This is a genomic window from Ideonella sp. WA131b (genome assembly GCA_023657425.1).
Taxonomy (GTDB): Bacteria; Pseudomonadota; Gammaproteobacteria; order Burkholderiales; family Burkholderiaceae_C; genus Rubrivivax.
The window spans coordinates 20,779-36,014 of the sequence record JAGTJW010000002.1; the positions used below are offsets into that span (position 1 = coordinate 20,779).

11 protein-coding genes are annotated in these 15,236 nt (G+C 69.5%); 6 read left to right on the plus strand and 5 right to left on the minus strand.

What is annotated here, in order from left to right; translation table 11 throughout:
* The first annotated feature begins 10 nt into the window (after nt 1-10).
* From KA711_10180 to KA711_10195, 4 genes are read left to right on the plus strand one after another with little or no spacing between them, the layout of a single operon-like run.
* On the plus strand, nt 11-709 hold the full coding sequence (locus KA711_10180; GenBank protein ID MCM0609343.1) for a nitroreductase: 699 nt from the start codon (nt 11-13) through the stop codon (nt 707-709).
* 21 nt (nt 710-730) lie between these two features.
* Entirely contained in the window at nt 731-1,717 is a 987-nt protein-coding gene (locus tag KA711_10185) for a D-glycerate dehydrogenase (GenBank protein MCM0609344.1), read from the plus strand.
* A gap of 27 nt (nt 1,718-1,744) precedes the next feature.
* A complete protein-coding gene (gene rmuC, locus KA711_10190) occupies nt 1,745-3,103 on the plus strand; it encodes a DNA recombination protein RmuC (GenBank protein ID MCM0609345.1) in 1,359 nt (452 codons plus the stop codon).
* Nucleotides 3,096-4,274, plus strand: coding sequence for an MFS transporter (locus KA711_10195; protein ID MCM0609346.1), 1,179 nt, complete (start codon nt 3,096-3,098; stop codon nt 4,272-4,274). Before rmuC ends, KA711_10195 begins: the two co-directional genes overlap by 8 nt.
* On the opposite strand, the gene KA711_10200 is transcribed toward KA711_10195, so the two are convergent.
* The 5 genes from KA711_10200 to KA711_10220 form a co-directional block, all read right to left on the minus strand.
* The gene (locus KA711_10200; protein MCM0609347.1) at nt 4,271-4,507 is read right to left on the minus strand and encodes a hypothetical protein; all 237 of its coding nucleotides are present in this window, start codon (nt 4,505-4,507) and stop codon (nt 4,271-4,273) included. The two genes, KA711_10195 and KA711_10200, sit on opposite strands and share 4 nt — an antisense overlap.
* 109 nt (nt 4,508-4,616) lie before the next feature.
* Nucleotides 4,617-6,647 (minus strand): M3 family metallopeptidase, encoded by a 2,031-nt coding sequence (locus tag KA711_10205; protein ID MCM0609348.1) that lies wholly within the window; start codon nt 6,645-6,647, stop codon nt 4,617-4,619.
* 20 nt (nt 6,648-6,667) lie between these two features.
* The gene (locus KA711_10210) at nt 6,668-7,540 is read right to left on the minus strand and encodes a bifunctional methylenetetrahydrofolate dehydrogenase/methenyltetrahydrofolate cyclohydrolase (GenBank protein MCM0609349.1); all 873 of its coding nucleotides are present in this window, start codon (nt 7,538-7,540) and stop codon (nt 6,668-6,670) included.
* 57 nt (nt 7,541-7,597) lie between these two features.
* Complete coding sequence (locus KA711_10215) at nt 7,598-8,221, minus strand: response regulator transcription factor (GenBank protein MCM0609350.1); 624 nt, start codon at nt 8,219-8,221, stop codon at nt 7,598-7,600.
* Nucleotides 8,222-8,257: 36 nt separating this feature from the next.
* On the minus strand, nt 8,258-10,819 hold the full coding sequence (locus KA711_10220) for a PAS domain S-box protein (GenBank protein MCM0609351.1): 2,562 nt from the start codon (nt 10,817-10,819) through the stop codon (nt 8,258-8,260).
* Between the two features lie 170 nt (nt 10,820-10,989).
* Here KA711_10220 and aceE point away from each other — a divergent pair, with 170 nt between their 5' ends.
* On the plus strand, nt 10,990-13,710 hold the full coding sequence (gene aceE, locus KA711_10225) for a pyruvate dehydrogenase (acetyl-transferring), homodimeric type (GenBank protein ID MCM0609352.1): 2,721 nt from the start codon (nt 10,990-10,992) through the stop codon (nt 13,708-13,710).
* 28 nt (nt 13,711-13,738) lie between these two features.
* The gene (locus tag KA711_10230; protein MCM0609353.1) at nt 13,739-15,235 is read left to right on the plus strand and encodes a dihydrolipoyllysine-residue acetyltransferase; all 1,497 of its coding nucleotides are present in this window, start codon (nt 13,739-13,741) and stop codon (nt 15,233-15,235) included.
* Nucleotide 15,236: the final 1 nt, after the last annotated feature.

Genomic DNA, 15,236 nt, shown 5'->3' on the forward strand with positions numbered 1-15,236 from the left:
AACCCGCCGCATGAAGCCCACGCCCGACACACTCGCCGCCGTCGACCACGCCATCACCAGCCGCCATTCGATCCGCGCCTTTCTGCCCACGCCGGTGCCGCGCGAGACGATCGAGCAGATCCTGGCCGTGGCCGCGCGCGCGCCCAGCGGCACCAACACCCAGCCCTGGCAGGTGCACGTGCTCATGGGCGAGGCCAAGGCCGCGCTGTCGCGCGACATCCGCGCCGCCTACGACGACCCGGCCGAGCGCGCCCGCCACACCGAGCCCTACGCCTACTACCCCACCGAGTGGGTCAGCCCCTACATCGACCGGCGGCGCAAGGTGGGCTGGGACCTCTACGGCCTGCTCGGCATCGCCAAGACCGACAAGGCGCGCATGCACGAGCAGCACGCGCGCAACTACGATTTCTTCGGCGCCCCGGTGGGCCTGATGTTCACGATCGACCGCGTGATGCAGCAGGGCTCATGGCTGGACTACGGCATGTTCCTGCAGAGCGTCATGGTGGCCGCCCGCGCCCGTGGCCTGGACACCTGCCCGCAGGCGGCGTTCACGCAGTTCCACCGCCTCATCGCGCGCCACCTGGGCCTGGCTGAGGGGCAAACCGTGGTGTGCGGCATGTCGCTGGGCTGGGCCGACGCGGCAGCGGTGGAGAACACGCTGGTCACCGAGCGCGAGCCGGTGGCCGGATTTGCCCGCTTCCTGGGCTGACGAGACACAAGGATCTTCCCGATGAACAAGCCCGCCGTGCTGGTGGCCCGCGCCGTGTTCCCCGAAACGCTGGCCCGCCTGGCGCAGCATTTCGAGGTCGAGGCCAACGAGGACGACACGGTCTACACGCGGGCGCAGCTCATCGGGCGGCTGCAGGGCAAGGCTGGCGCCTTCACCACCGGCAGCGAGCGCATCGATGCCGAGGTGCTGGCCGCCTGCCCGGGCCTGCGCGTGGTGGCCAACATGGCGGTGGGCTACAACAACTTCGACGTGCCGGCCTGCACGGCGGCCGGCGTGCTGTGCACCAACACGCCCGATGTGCTCACGGAGACCACGGCCGACTTCGGCTTTGCGCTGATGATGGCCGCGGCGCGCCGCATGGCCGAGGGCGAGCACTTCCTGCGCCGCGGCGAGTGGACGAAGTGGCGCTACGACATGTTCACCGGCTCCGACGTGCACGGCGCCACCCTGGGCATCCTGGGCATGGGCCGCATCGGGCAGGCCATCGCGCGGCGCGGCGCCCTGGGCTTCGGCATGCAGGTGATCTATCACAACCGCAGCCGGCTGAGCCCGGAGCAGGAGGCGCCGCTGGGCGCGCGCCACGTCGACAAGGCCACGCTGCTGCGCGAGGCCGACCACCTGGTGCTGGTGCTGCCGTACTCGCCGGCCGCGCACCACGCCATCGGCGCCGCCGAGCTGGCGCTGATGAAACCCTCCGCCACGCTCACCAACGTGGCGCGCGGCGGCATCGTCGACGACGCGGCGCTGGCCGTGGCGCTGCGCGAGCACCGCATCGCCGCCGCGGCGCTCGACGTGTTCGAGGGCGAGCCCGCCGTGCACCCCGAGCTGCTGAAGGTGCCGAACGTGGTGCTCACACCCCACATCGCCAGCGCCACCGTGGCCACGCGCCGCGCGATGGCCGAGCTGGCGGCCGACAACCTGATCGCGGCGCTCACGGGCGGCGCGGTGAAGACGCCGATCAACCCCGAGGTCCTGCCGCGTCGCTGAGCGCGGCGGGCTGAGACAATCGGCCCCATGCCCGAACCTCTGCTGTGGGCCGCGCTGGCCCTGCTGGCGCTGAACCTCGCCCTGCTGCTGGCGCTGCTGCTGCGCCGTCCGCCCGACAACGCCGGCCCGGAGCTCGCGCGGCTGGAGCGCGCGCTGCGCGACGAGCTCGGCCGCCAGGGGCAGGGCACCCGCGGCGATCTCGCCAGCTTCCAGCAGATGGTGCTGGCGGCCAGCGGCGACGCGCTGCGCACGCAGAACGAGCAGATCGACGGCTTCCGCGTGCAGCTGGGGCTGATGCAGCAGGCGCTGGAGGCCGCGCTGCGGCGCTTTGCCGATTCGCAGGCCGAACAGCTGCAGAAGCTCTCCGAGGCCAACGAGCGCCGCATTGCCGAGGTGCGCCACGCCGTGGAGCAGCGACTCCTGGCGCTGCAGGACGGCAACGAGAAGAAGCTCGACCAGATGCGCGCCACGGTCGACGAGAAGCTGCACGCCACGCTCGAGCAGCGTCTGGGCGAGAGCTTCAAGCAGGTGGCCGACCGCCTGGAGCAGGTGCACAAGGGCCTGGGCGAGATGCAGGGCCTGGCGCGCGATGTGGGTTCGCTCAGCCGCGTGCTCAGCAACGTCAAGACGCGCGGCATCTTCGGCGAGACCCAGCTGGCCGGGCTGCTGGAGCAGGTCTTCACGCCCGAGCAGTACGCCGCCAACGTGGCCACGGTGCCGGGCAGCAGCGAGCGTGTGGAGTTCGCGGTGCGGCTGCCGGGCCGCAGCCCGGCCGGCGGCGACGAGGCCCCGCTGTGGCTGCCCATCGACGCCAAGTTCCCGCGCGAAGACTACGAGCGGCTGCTCGACGCGCAGGAACGCGCCGATGCACCCGCCGCCGAGTCTGCCGCGCGCGCCATCGAGGCGCGGCTGCGCGCCGAGGCCCGCAGCATCCGCGAGAAGTACGTGGCGCCGCCGCACACCACCGACTTCGGCATCCTCTTCGTGCCCACCGAGGGCCTGTATGCCGAGGCGCTGCGCCGCCCGGGCCTGTTCGAGGCCCTGCAGCGCGAGCACAAGGTGGTGCTCACCGGGCCCACCACGCTGCTGGCCACCCTGACCAGCCTGCAGATGGGCTTTCGCACGCTGGCGCTGGAGAAGCGCTCGGCCGAGGTCTGGCAGGTGCTGGGCGCCGTCAAGACCGAGTTCGGCAAGTTCGGCGAGGTGCTGGCCAAGACGAAGAAGAAGCTCGACGAGGCCGCCAGCACCATCGACGCCGCCAGCGTGCGCACGCGGGCGATGGAGCGGCGGCTGCGCGGCGTGGAATCGCTGCCCGAGCCGCGCGTGGCCGAGCTGCTGCCCGGCCTCGAAGACGACGCGGCCGCCGAGCCGCGCCCCGATGCCTGAGCCCGCCACGGGCGTGCCGGCGCGCACGCTGCTGGCCTTGGTGGTGGGCCAGCTCGGCATTCACGCCGCGATGGCCGGGTTGCGTCTGGCAGCACCGCTGCAGGCGCTGCGAGAGGGCTACAGCGCCTGGGCCGTGGGCTTGCTGCTGGCGCTGTTCGCGGGTGCGGCCGTGCTCAGCGCCTTGCGCGCCGGGCGGCTGGCCGACCGCCACGGCTATCACCGGCCCATGAAGCTGGCCGTGGCCGTGACGGTGGCCGGCATGCTGTGTGCGCTGGGCTCCACCTGGGCGCCCGAGGGCTGGCGCTTTGCGCTGCTGTGCCTGGCCGCCGCCGGCACGGGCATGGGCACCAACACCGGCATGCTCACCATTCAGCGCACAGCCGGCCACACCGCGGGCTCGGCCACCGAGCGGGTGCGCATCTTCAGCTGGCTGGGCGTGGCGCCGTCGTTCAGCAACGTCGTCGGCCCGGTGGCGGCAGGGCTGATGATCGACTGGGGCGGGTTCGTTGCCGCCTACGCGCTGCTGCTGGCGCTGCCGGTCATCACACTGGTGTCGGCGCGGCTGGTGCCTCGGCAGGCCCCCTGGGGCGTGGCCGAGGCTGAGCAGCGCGCCGCCTGGGACCTGCTGCGGCTGCCGGCCTTCCGCCGCCTGCTGTGGGTGAACGGCCTGCTGGCCATGTGCTGGGACGTGCACACCTTCGCGGTGCCGGTGCTCGGGCACGAGCGGGGCTTCAGCGCCGGCACGATCGGCCTCATCCTGGGCGCCTTCACCTTGTCGGTGACGCTGGTGCGCCTGGCCATCCCGCTGCTTGCGCACCGCCTGCACGAGGCCACCGTGGTGCGCAGCGCCATGGTGGGCTGCGGCCTCGTCTTTGCGCTGTACCCGCTGGCGCCGTCACCGCTGTGGATGGGCGTGTGCGCCGTGCTGCTGGGGCTGGCGCTGGGCAGCGTGCAGCCGATGGTGATGTCGCTGCTTCACGACGTGACGCCGGGCGCGCGCCATGGCGAGGCGCTGGCCTTGCGGTCCATGGTGATCAACGCCTCAAGCACGGCGCTGCCTCTGTTGTTCGGAGCCAGCGGCGCGCTGGTGGGGGCTGCCGCGTTGTTCTGGGCCGCGGGCGGCGCGGTGGGAGCCGGCTCGTGGCTGGCGCGGCGGCTGCAGCCGGGTTAGGCGCGTGCGCGGCAGCAATCCAGCGCCACGCGCCTAGAAGCGCATGCCGGCCGGCGCGGGCTGCGCGCCTGCCGGCCGATCGTCGTGACACGGGCCTGGGCCGATGCGGGCGGCCGGTCGGTGTCGGTGACGCTGCCGTCGGGTGCGACGACCTTGCACTGAGCCTGCGCCTTGGCCACGACCAGCAGCAAGGCGGCCATCAGGGCTGCGTGACGGCGGGCGGGTCGGTTCATCGGCGCTCCATGCGACAGGGATGCGCAATCTAGCGCGTCCCGTGCGCAAGGCCGGAAGCAGCGTGTGTCCGGGCCCGGGCGCGTGACGAAGCGCACGCCCAGGGCGTGCTCAGGCGTCCGCCAACCCCTGGTGTCGCAGCATCGCGTCGATCTGCGGGTCGCGGCCGCGGAAAGCGCGGAAGCTCTCGATCGCGGGTCTGCTGCCACCGACCTCGAGGATGTGCTCGAGGAAGCGGCGCCCGGTGCCGGGGTCAAACACGCCGGCTTCCTCGAAGGCCGCGTAGGCATCCGACGACAGCAGTTCTGCCCAGGCGTAGCCGTAATAGCCGGCCGCATAGCCGCCGTCGAACAGGTGCGTGAAGGTGTGCGGGTAACGCACCCACTCGGGTGCGCGCACCGGTTGCACCTCGGCGTTGACCTCGGCGGCCACGCGCTGCGCCTGGCCGGCCACGGAGGGCTCGCTGTGCAGCCGCATGTCGAAGAGCCCGAATTCACACTGCCGCAGCAGCTGCAGCCCGCTCTGGAAGTGGCGCGCCGCCAGCATGCGCTCGTAAAGCACGCGCGGCAGCGGTTGGCCGGTGTCGACATGGGCCGTGAGCTTCTGCAGCACGTCCCACTCCCAGCAGAAGTTCTCCATGAACTGGCTGGGCAGCTCGACGGCGTCGTGCTCGACGCCGCTGATGCCGGCCACCGCGAGTTCATCGACCTGCGTGAGCATGTGGTGCAGGCCGTGGCCGAACTCGTGGAACAGGGTGACGACGTCGTCGTGGCTCAGCAGCGCGGGCTTGCCGCCCACCGGCGGCGCGAAGTTGCACACCAGGTGCGCCACCGGCAGCTGCATGGCGCCCTCGGGACGCCTCCAGCGGCCGCGGCAGTCGTTCATCCAGGCGCCCTGCTGCTTGCCGGCGCGGGCATGGAGGTCGAGGTAGAAGCCGGCGATCACCTGGCCACCGCGCTCCAGCGTGTGGTAGCGGGCGCTGTCGTGCCACACCGGCGCGTCGGCCTGGCGGATCCGCACGTCGAACAGGGTCTCGATCAGGCCGAACAAGCCCCTCAGCACCGTGGGTTCGGTGAAGAACTGCCGCACCTCCTCGGAACTGAAGGCGTAGCGCGCCTGCTTCAGCTGCTCGCTGGCGTAGGCGCGATCCCACGGCTCGAGCTGCGGCAGCCCGAGCGCGGCGCTGGCGAAGGTGCGCAGCTCTGCAAGCTCCTTCTCGGCGAACGGGCGCGCGCGGGAGGCCAGGTCACGCACGAAGCCCAGCACCTCGGCCGGCGAGCGCGCCATCCGGGTGACGAGCGCCGCCTCGGCGTAGGCCGGGTAGCCCAGCAGGGCCGCCTCCTCGTGCCGCAGCTGAAGCAGCTCGTGGATCAGCGCGGTGTTGTCGTGCGCCGGGTCGCCGAACTCGCTGGCCCTCGTCATGTAGGCGCGGTAGAGCGTCTCGCGAATGGGCCGGTGGCGCGCGTGCATCATCACCGGCAGGTAGCAGGGCAGCTTCAGCGTCAGGCGGCAGCCCTCGACGCCGGCCGCGGCGGCGGCTTCGCGGGCGGCCTGCGTCACGTCGGCCGGCACGCCGTCGAGCTGCGCCTCGGGCACGTCAAGGTGCCAGGCGTCGGTGGCGTCGAGCACGTGCTCGCCGAAGCGCTGCGACAACTCCCCGGTGCGGTCCTGGATGGCGGCATGGCGCTCGCGGGCCGCGCCCTGCAGCTCGGCGCCGCCCAGCACGAAGGCGCGCAGCGCGTCGTCCAGCGCTTTGCGCCGCGCCGGGCTCAGCTGCGCGTACTGCCCGGCCTTGACCGCCTTGTACTTGGCGTACAGCCGCGCGTCGGCGCCCAGCCGGGTGGAGAACTCGATCACCCTGGGCAGGTTCTCGGTGTGCGCGGCCCGCAGTTCGGGCGTGTCCACCACGCTCTGCAGGTGCGACACGTGGCCCCAGGCCACAGTGAGGCGCTCGACGTTGACGTCGAGCACGGCTGCCAGGGCATCCCAGTCGTCCGGCACCTCGGGGCCGACGGCCCGCTCGAGGGCTGCCTCGGCGTCGACCAGCAGGCGGTCGAGAGCCGGCGTCACGTGTTCGGGGCGCATGGCTGCGAAATCGGGCGCACCGTGCCGGGCCAGCAGCGGGTTGTTGACGGACTCCATCGTCGCTCCCTTCGGGGTATTCAGGCGGCCGCCTCGACGGCCTGCAAGGTGTTGGCCAGCAGCATCGTGATCGTCATCGGACCCACGCCGCCCGGCACCGGCGTGATGAAGCCGCCGGGGCCGAGCGCCTCGCGGACGGGACCGAAATCGACGTCGCCACAGAGCTTGCCGGCCCCGGGCTCGCCGTCGGGAATGCGGTTGATTCCGACGTCGATGACGGTGGCGCCCGGCTTGACCATGCCGGCCGTGAGCGTGTGGCGCCGCCCGGTGGCGACGACCACGACGTCGGCCAGGCGGGTGTGCAAGGCCAGGTCGGCCGTGCCGCTGTGGCAGACGGTGACGGTGGCCCCGGCCTGCAGCAGCAGCAGGGCCATCGGCTTGCCGACGGTGTTGCTGCGGCCGACGACCACCGCATGTCTGCCGCGCAAGGCCATCCCCGTGCTCTCGATGAGCTTCATGCAGCCCCAGGGCGTGGCCGGGCGCAGCCCGGGAAGCCCGGTCAGCAGCCGACCGGCAGCGTGCACCGAGAAGCCGTCGACATCCTTCGTGGGTTCGATGGCCTCAATGACCTGCAGCGCGTCGAGCGGCGGCGGCAGCGGCATCTGCACCAGGATGCCGTGTATCCGTGGGTCGGCGTTGAGCGCCGCGACGCGGGCCAGCAGAGCAGCCTGCGTCAGGCTGGCGGGGTACTGCTCGAGCACCGAGCGGAAGCCGGCGTCGGCGCAGGCCTGGACCTTGTTGCGCACGTAGATGGCGCTGGCGGCGTCGTCGCCCACCAGAATGACGGCGAGGCCGGGTTGGCGGCCTGCGGCCGTCAGCACGGCGGCTCGCGCGGCGATCTCGGCCCGCAGCCGGTCAGACAGGGCCTTGCCGTCGATCAGGGTGGCGGGCATGGTGCAGTCCCAAACAAAAAGGGCCGCTCAGCGCGGCCCCGGGGGCAGGCCGGGTGGTCAGGCTTTGCTCTGCGCGCCCAGCGCAATCTTCAACAGATCGGCCACGGTGTTGGCGTTGAGCTTTTCCATGATGTTGGCGCGGTGCGCCTCCACCGTCTTGATGCTGATGCCGAGGTCGTCGGCGATCTGCTTGTTCAGTCGTCCCGCGACGATGCGTTCGAGCACCTGGGCCTCGCGCGTGGTCAGGCGCGACAACAGGGCGTCGCGGCTGGCCTGCTCCTGGTGCTGGCTGAACGCGGTGCGCGCCTGCTCCAGCATGCGCTCCACCAGGCCGAGCAACTCGTCTTCCCTGAAGGGCTTTTCGATGAAGTCCATCGCCCCCTTCTTCATGGTTGTGACCGCCATGGGCACATCGCCATGGCCGGTGATGAACACGATGGGCAGCGGGCTTCGGCGCTCAATCAGGCGGTCCTGCAACTCCAGGCCGCTGGCGCCTTCCATGCGGATATCGGCGATCAGGCAGGCCACCTCGCGCGGGTCGAAGCGAGACAGGAAGGACTCGGCCGAGTCGAAGCACTTCACGCGGTAGTCCTTGCCCTCCAGCAACCACTGCAGGGAGTCGCGCACCGCCTCGTCATCGTCCACGACGTACACGGTGCCTTTCTTGGGGATCAGGCTCATGGGGGAAGGCTGGTCTTGGGAGTGGTGACGGGCGGCTCAGAGGCCAGTCGTCGCGGGAGTCTGGGCCCCCTGCAAGGTGTCGGGCCCGGCGCTGTGGGCGTCGCCTTTCGGGTGAAGCTCCACGGGCAGCGTGAACGAAAACCTACAGCCGACGATCTGAGGACCATTGTAGAGGTTCTGCGCCCGCATCCGTCCGCGGTGCGACTCGACGATGCTGCGGCAAAGGCTCAGGCCGATCCCCAGACCTTCCTTTTTGGTGGAGAAGAAGGCCTCGTACAGGCGGTCGATCACCACCTCCTGAATGCCGGGGCCCATGTCGGTGACGCTGAACTCGATGACGCCGCCTTCTTCAGCGTTGTGCTTGGGCACCACGCGCAACTCGATGTGCCGGCGGCTGCCGGGCAACTGCGCATTGTCGATGGCCTCGGCAGCGTTCTTCAGCAGGTTCATCAGCACCTGCTCGATGAGTATCGGGTCCACCAGGAGGTCGGGCAGGCGCTGCGCCACATAGGTATGGATGGCGACATTGCGGCGCTTGAGCTCGATGCCGGCGAGCTCGACCGCGTCTTCGACGATCTCACGCGCCTGCGCGGGCTGTCGCTGCGGTTCACTCTTCTTCACGAAGGCGCGGATGCGGTGGATGACCTGCCCGGCCCGCTCGGCCTGCCGTGCCGTCTTCTGCAGCGCTGCGATGAGGTCTTCCGGGCTGATGGATTCGGCCTTCACGCGCGAGACCATGCCGTTGCAGTAGTTGGTGATCGCGGTGAGCGGCTGGTTCAGTTCATGCGCTACAGAGCTGGCCATCTCACCCATGGTCATCAGCCGGCTCGTCACCTGGGCCTTCTCGGCCTGAGCGGCGGCTTGCTCCTCGGCGCGGCGGCGTGCCGTCACGTCGGTGGCGATCAGCATCTGCGCCAGGCGGCCGTCTGTCCATTGCAGGTAGCGGGCGCGTACGTCGAACCACTTGCCCACAGCGTCGACATACACCTCGCGCGGGCTGGCGCCGCCCGTGAGTTCCTGCGTCGGCAGGCCGGACAGGTTGTCCACCGGGTCGTCGCCGTCAGGCTGGAACCCGGCGTCGCCGGCGTTGCCGGCCATCGTCTGGTGGCCGCGCGCGTCGGCACCGAACCAGAGGCGGTAGCTGCGGTTGGTGAACAGCAGCTCGCCCTGCTGCACCGACAGCACGCTCACGCTGGCATCCAGGCCTTCGAGCACCGTGGTGAAGCGTTCGTGGCTGGCCGAGAGCTGGTCGCGGATCCGCTTGGCCTCGGTGATGTTGGTCATGCTGGTCATCCAGCCGGTCTGCTGACCCTTGGGGTCGATCAAGGGGCTCACGTACATGCGTGCGTCGAACACGCTGCCGTCCTTGCGCATGACCTTCAGTTCGATGCCGGCGCTGGGGCTGCGGCCCTGCAGCTCCAGCTGCAGGAGCCGCATGTGCTCGTCGTGCCGATCCGGCAGCCAGTAGGGGAAGGGCGGCAGCCGGCCCACCAGCTCGGCCGGCGAGAAGCCGGTCATCTGGCTGAAGGCGGCATTGACGTAGGTGATGCGGCCCTGCATGTCCATCGCGCGCATGCCGGTGGGCATGGAGTTCTCCATCGCGCGGCGGAAGTTCGTCTCCTGGACCAGCGCACCCTGGATCTGGCTGCGACGGCGCATGTGGCGCCAGGTGCCCAGCAGCATCCAAACCGTCAGCACCGACAGTGCCACCACCATCCAGAACAGCGTGTTGTGCACGAGACCGATGCTGGTGCGCCAGCCCTGGCCGCGCAGCACCAGGCCGTTGAAGGCCGGCGTCAACGGCGCCACGCTGACGATGGGCGCACGGGTACCTTCCTGCCCGGGCATGGGCGTGACGGTGGCGGCGAGTTGACGGTCTTGCTCGTTGACGATGGCGATCACGTGGCGCTGCGCGACGTCGGCCGGCACGAAGTGGCGCAGCAGCGCCTCCAGCGAGTACTCGGCCACCAGCACGCCCCCGAAGGGGCTTCGGTCCATCAGCGGCACGTGGAGCTGAAAGACCTGGAACCCCGAGACGTCGGCGAAGGCGCGCGAGTAGACCGGCACCCGCGTGTCGCGCGCGGCGAGGAAAGTGGTCTCCGCCTCGCTGAGGTCGCCGTCCTTCGGCAAGGCCGGCGCGGGCGCCTGGCCTCCCGGGCCGCTGGGGTAGTTGAATGCGAGGTGGCTGCTGCGCGGCACGCGGCGTGCGTCGACCCAGGTCAGGTGCGTGATCTCGGGCCGCTCGCGGGCGAACGCCTCCGCCATCGCCGCAAACTCCTCCGCCGCATGCGGTCGGCTCACCATGTCGCGCGCCATGCGGATCAAGGCTTCCTGGTTCTGGATGAGACGCAAGCCCATCTGCTGCTGCGTCAGCTCGGTGTCGCGCTTGACCGACTCGACCTCGCGATCGATCTCCTCGTTGCGCAGATACCAGAACGCGGAAATGATGGCCGCCAAGAACAGCAGCACCGACAGCAAGGGTCCGAGTGTGGCGTAACGGTCCTGGCGGGCTGGCGATTGTCGTCGCCACCACTGCCCGAACAGGCGCTTGGCCTGAGGAAGAGAGCTTGGCAGCGGCTCCGGGCGGACTTCGGACATTGGCCGATTATCCCGAGTGCCCGGTTCCGGCGAGGGTGGTTCGGCTGGCAGGATCTCCGGCTCGGGTCGCGTATTTCACATTACGGCATGCGGCGGCACTATTTGAAATCATGGGCCGCTATGACACACTTCCGACCGCCGTTCCGACACCCACGAAGCAGGAGACACGCATGTCCGCAATGCCGCAGTCCACGCCGGGCCTGGCTGCCAACGATACCGACGCCCAGGAAACCCGCGAGTGGCTCGACGCCCTGTCCGCAGTCATCCAGGCCGAAGGTCCCGAACGCGCCCACTTCCTCCTGGAGCAGCTGCTGGAGCAGTCGCGCCAGAGCGGCATCGACATGCCGTTTTCCGCCAACACCGGCTACGTCAACACCATCGAGCCGGCTGATGAGGAACACAGCCCCGGCAACCTGGAGCTCGAAGGCCGTCTGCGGGCCTACATGCGCTGGAACGCCATGGCCATGGTGGTCAAGGCCAACCGTCTGAACCCCGCCGACGGCGGCGACCTCGGCGGCCACATCAGCAGCTTCGCCAGCCTGGCTCACATGTTCGCGGCCGGTTTCAACCATTTCTGGCATGCCGACGACACCGACAGCGGCGGCACCCACGGTGGCGACCTTCTCTATATCCAGGGCCACAGTGCGCCGGGCATCTACGCCCGAGCCTTTCTGGAAGGCCGGCTGACCGAGGAGCAGCTGCTCCACTTCCGCCAGGAGGTGGGCGGCAAGGGCATCAGCAGCTACCCGCACCCCAAGCTGATGCCGGAGTTCTGGCAGTTCCCCACCGTGAGCATGGGCCTGGGGCCGCTGATGGCCATCTACCAGGCGCGATTTCTGAAGTACCTGCACGCGCGCGGCATCGCGGATACGAGCCAGCGCAAGGTGTGGGTGTTCTGCGGCGACGGCGAGATGGACGAGCCCGAGAGCCTGGGCGCCATCGGCCTGGCGGCGCGCGAAAAGCTCGACAACCTGGTCTTCGTCATCAACTGCAACCTGCAGCGGCTGGACGGGCCCGTGCGCGGCAACGGCAAGATCATCCAGGAGCTCGAAGGCGAGTTCCGCGGCTCGGGCTGGAACGTGCTCAAGCTGATCTGGGGCAGCAACTGGGATCCGCTGCTGGCGCGCGACAAGGACGGCGCGCTGCGCAAGATCATGCTCGACACGCTCGACGGCGACTACCAGGCCTTCAAGGCCAATGACGGTGCCTTCGTGCGCAAGAACTTCTTCGGCCGCGACCCGCGCACGCTGGAGATGGTGGCCAAGATGAGCGACGCCGACATCTGGAACCTGCGCCGCGGCGGGCATGACGCCGGCAAGGTGTACGCCGCCTTTCACCGCGCCCACCACAACCACACGGGCCAGCCGACGCTGCTGCTCATCAAGACCGTCAAGGGCTGGGGCATGGGCAAGGCCGGCGAGGGCAAGAACACCGCCCACCAGGCCAAGAAGCTGACCGACGAGGACATCAGGTACTTCCGCGACCGCTTCAACATCCCCGTCCCGGATGCCGAGCTGCCGAAGATCCCGTTCTACAAGCCGGCCGAGGACACGCCGGAGATGAGGTACCTGCACGAACGGCGCAAGGCCCTGGGCGGCTACCTGCCCAAGCGCCGGCCCAAGAGCACCGAGAGTTTCACGGTGCCCTCACTCGACACCTTCAAGAGCGTGCTCGAGCCGACGGCCGAGGGCCGCGAGATCAGCACCACGCAGGCCTACGTGCGCTTCCTCACCCAGCTGCTGCGCGACCAGGCCCTGGGCCCGCGTGTCGTGCCCATCCTGGTGGACGAGGCGCGCACCTTCGGCATGGAGGGCCTGTTCCGCCAGATCGGCATCTACAACCCCGAGGGGCAGAGGTACACGCCGGTCGACAAGGACCAGGTGATGTACTACCGCGAGGCAAAAAACGGGCAGATCCTGCAGGAGGGCATCAACGAGGCCGGCGGCATGAGCAGCTGGATCGCCGCGGCGACCAGCTACAGCACCAACAACCGCATCATGGTGCCGTTCTACATCTACTACTCGATGTTCGGCTTCCAGCGCATCGGCGACCTGGCCTGGGCGGCGGGCGACATGCAGGCGCGCGGTTTCCTGCTCGGCGGCACCAGCGGCCGCACCACGCTCAACGGCGAGGGCCTGCAGCACGAGGACGGCCACAGCCACATCCTGGCCGGCACCATCCCCAACTGCGTGAGCTACGACCCCACCTTCGCGCATGAGGTGGCCGTGATCCTGCACCACGGCTTGAAGCGCATGGTGGAGAAGCAGGACAACGTCTTCTTCTACCTGACGCTGCTCAACGAGAACTACCCCATGCCGGGCCTGGTGGCCGGCACCGAGGAGCAGATCCTCAAGGGCATGTACCTGCTGCAGGAGGGCGCGAAGAAGACACCGCGCGTCAACCTGCTGGGCAGCGGCACCATCCTGCGCGAGAGCATCGCCGCGAAGGCGCTGCTCGAGGCCGACTGGGGCGTGGCCGCCAACGTGTGGAGCTGCCCGAGTTTCAACGAGCTCACGCGCGACGGTCAGGACTGCGAGCGCTGGAACCTGCTGCACCCCACCGAGGAGACGCGCGTGCCTTTCGTGACGCAGCAGCTCGGCGGCCATGCCGGCCCAGTGGTCGCCAGCACCGACTACATGAAGGCCTACGCCGAGCAGATCCGCGCCTTCATCCCCAAGGGCCGCACCTACAAGGTGTTGGGCACCGATGGCTTCGGCCGCAGCGACTTCCGCAGCAAGCTGCGCGAGCACTTCGAGGTGAACCGCCACTACATCGTGGTGGCCGCGCTCAAGGCGCTGGCCGACGAGGGCACGGTGCCGGTCGCCAAGGTGGCCGAGGCCATCCGCAGGTACGGGATCGACGCCGACAAGGCGAACCCGCGGGTCGCCTGATCACAGCAACGAATCGGAGACGGAAAACATGGCGTCGATCGACGTGAAGGTGCCCGACATCGGTGATTTCGCCGAGGTTGCGGTGATCGAGGTGATGGTGAAGGTGGGCGACGCCGTGAAGGCCGAGCAGAGCCTGATCACGGTGGAGAGCGACAAGGCTTCGATGGAGATCCCGTCGTCGCATGCCGGCGTGGTGAAGTCGCTGAAGGTGGCGGTGGGCGACAAGGTGGCCATGGGCTCGGTGATCGTGGAGCTGGAGGTTGCCGCCTCCGGTCGGGCTGAGCCTGTGGAGGGCCCCCACTCCGTTCGGACTGAGCCTGTCGGAGCCCCTGCCTCCGTTCGGGCTGAGCTTGTCGAAGCCCCTGTCTCCGTTCGGGCTGAGCTTGTCGAAGCCCCCAAGAGCCCTTCGACAAGCTCAGGGCGAACGGAGGTGGCGAGCCCTTCGACAAGCTCAGGGCGAACGGAGGTGACCAGCCCTTCGACAAGCTCAGGGCGAACGGAGGTGGCGAGCCCTTCGACAAGCTCAGGGCGAACGGAGGCCCACGCCGTGCCGGCGCATCAGCCCAACACGGCCCCCAGCGCATCGCTGCCGCATGCCTCACCCAGCATCCGCCGGCTGGCCCGCGAACTCGGCGTGCCGTTGGCTGAAGTGAAGGGCAGCGGTCCCAAAGGCCGCATCACGCAGACCGACGTTCAGGGCTTCGTCAAGGCCGTGATGGCCGGCGACGCGCAGACTGCCGCGCAGAAGTCCAAGGCCCCGGCCGCCGCGCCGGCCGCGGCTGGCGGCGCCTTCCCGGGCCTGCTGCCCTGGCCCAACGTCGACTTCGCCAAGTTCGGCACCGTGGAGCGCAAGGAGCTCTCGCGCATCAAGAAGATCAGCGGCGCCAACCTGCATCGCAACTGGGTCGTCATTCCGCACGTCACGAACCACGACGACGCCGACATCACCGATCTCGAAGCCTTCCGCGTGCAGCTGAACAAGGAGAACGAGAAGTCGGGCGCGAAAGTCACCATGCTGGCCTTCCTGATCAAGGCCAGCGTGGCAGCGCTGAAGAAGTTCCCGGAGTTCAACGCCTCGCTCGACGGCGACACCCTGGTGCTGAAGAAGTACTTCCACATCGGCTTTGCCGCCGACACGCCCAACGGTCTGGTGGTGCCCGTGATCAAGGACGCTGACCAAAAGGGCATCCTGCAGATCAGCAGCGAGATGAGCGCCCTGGCCGGCAAGGCGCGCGAGGGCAAACTGAGCCCGGCCGACATGAGTGGTGGCTGCTTCAGCATCAGCAGCCTGGGCGGCATCGGCGGGCGCTACTTCACGCCCATCATCAACGCGCCCGAGGTCGCCATCCTGGGCGTGTGCCGCAGCACGACCGAGCCCCGCTGGGACGGCAAGGCCTTCCAGCCACGCCTGATCCTGCCGCTGAGCCTGAGCTGGGACCACCGCGTGATCGACGGCGCCGCCGCGGCGCGCTTCAACGCCTACCTGGGCGCCATCCTGGCGGACTTCCGCCGGGTGCTTGTTTAAG

Bases quoted from the DNA above. Each gene is read 5' to 3' on its own strand.
- KA711_10220 (MCM0609351.1), bottom strand. From the start codon at position 10,819: ATGTCCGAAGTCCGCCCGGAGCCGCTGCCAAGCTCTCTTCCTCAGGCC.
- aceE (MCM0609352.1), top strand. From the start codon at position 10,990: ATGTCCGCAATGCCGCAGTCCACGCCGGGCCTGGCTGCCAACGATACC.
- KA711_10210 (MCM0609349.1), bottom strand. From the start codon at position 7,540: ATGCCCGCCACCCTGATCGACGGCAAGGCCCTGTCTGACCGGCTGCGG.
- KA711_10195 (MCM0609346.1), top strand. From the start codon at position 3,096: ATGCCTGAGCCCGCCACGGGCGTGCCGGCGCGCACGCTGCTGGCCTTG.
- KA711_10185 (MCM0609344.1), top strand. From the start codon at position 731: ATGAACAAGCCCGCCGTGCTGGTGGCCCGCGCCGTGTTCCCCGAAACG.
- KA711_10200 (MCM0609347.1), bottom strand. From the start codon at position 4,507: ATGAACCGACCCGCCCGCCGTCACGCAGCCCTGATGGCCGCCTTGCTG.
- KA711_10215 (MCM0609350.1), bottom strand. From the start codon at position 8,221: ATGAGCCTGATCCCCAAGAAAGGCACCGTGTACGTCGTGGACGATGAC.
- KA711_10230 (MCM0609353.1), top strand. From the start codon at position 13,739: ATGGCGTCGATCGACGTGAAGGTGCCCGACATCGGTGATTTCGCCGAG.
- rmuC (MCM0609345.1), top strand. From the start codon at position 1,745: ATGCCCGAACCTCTGCTGTGGGCCGCGCTGGCCCTGCTGGCGCTGAAC.
- KA711_10205 (MCM0609348.1), bottom strand. From the start codon at position 6,647: ATGGAGTCCGTCAACAACCCGCTGCTGGCCCGGCACGGTGCGCCCGAT.
- KA711_10180 (MCM0609343.1), top strand. From the start codon at position 11: ATGAAGCCCACGCCCGACACACTCGCCGCCGTCGACCACGCCATCACC.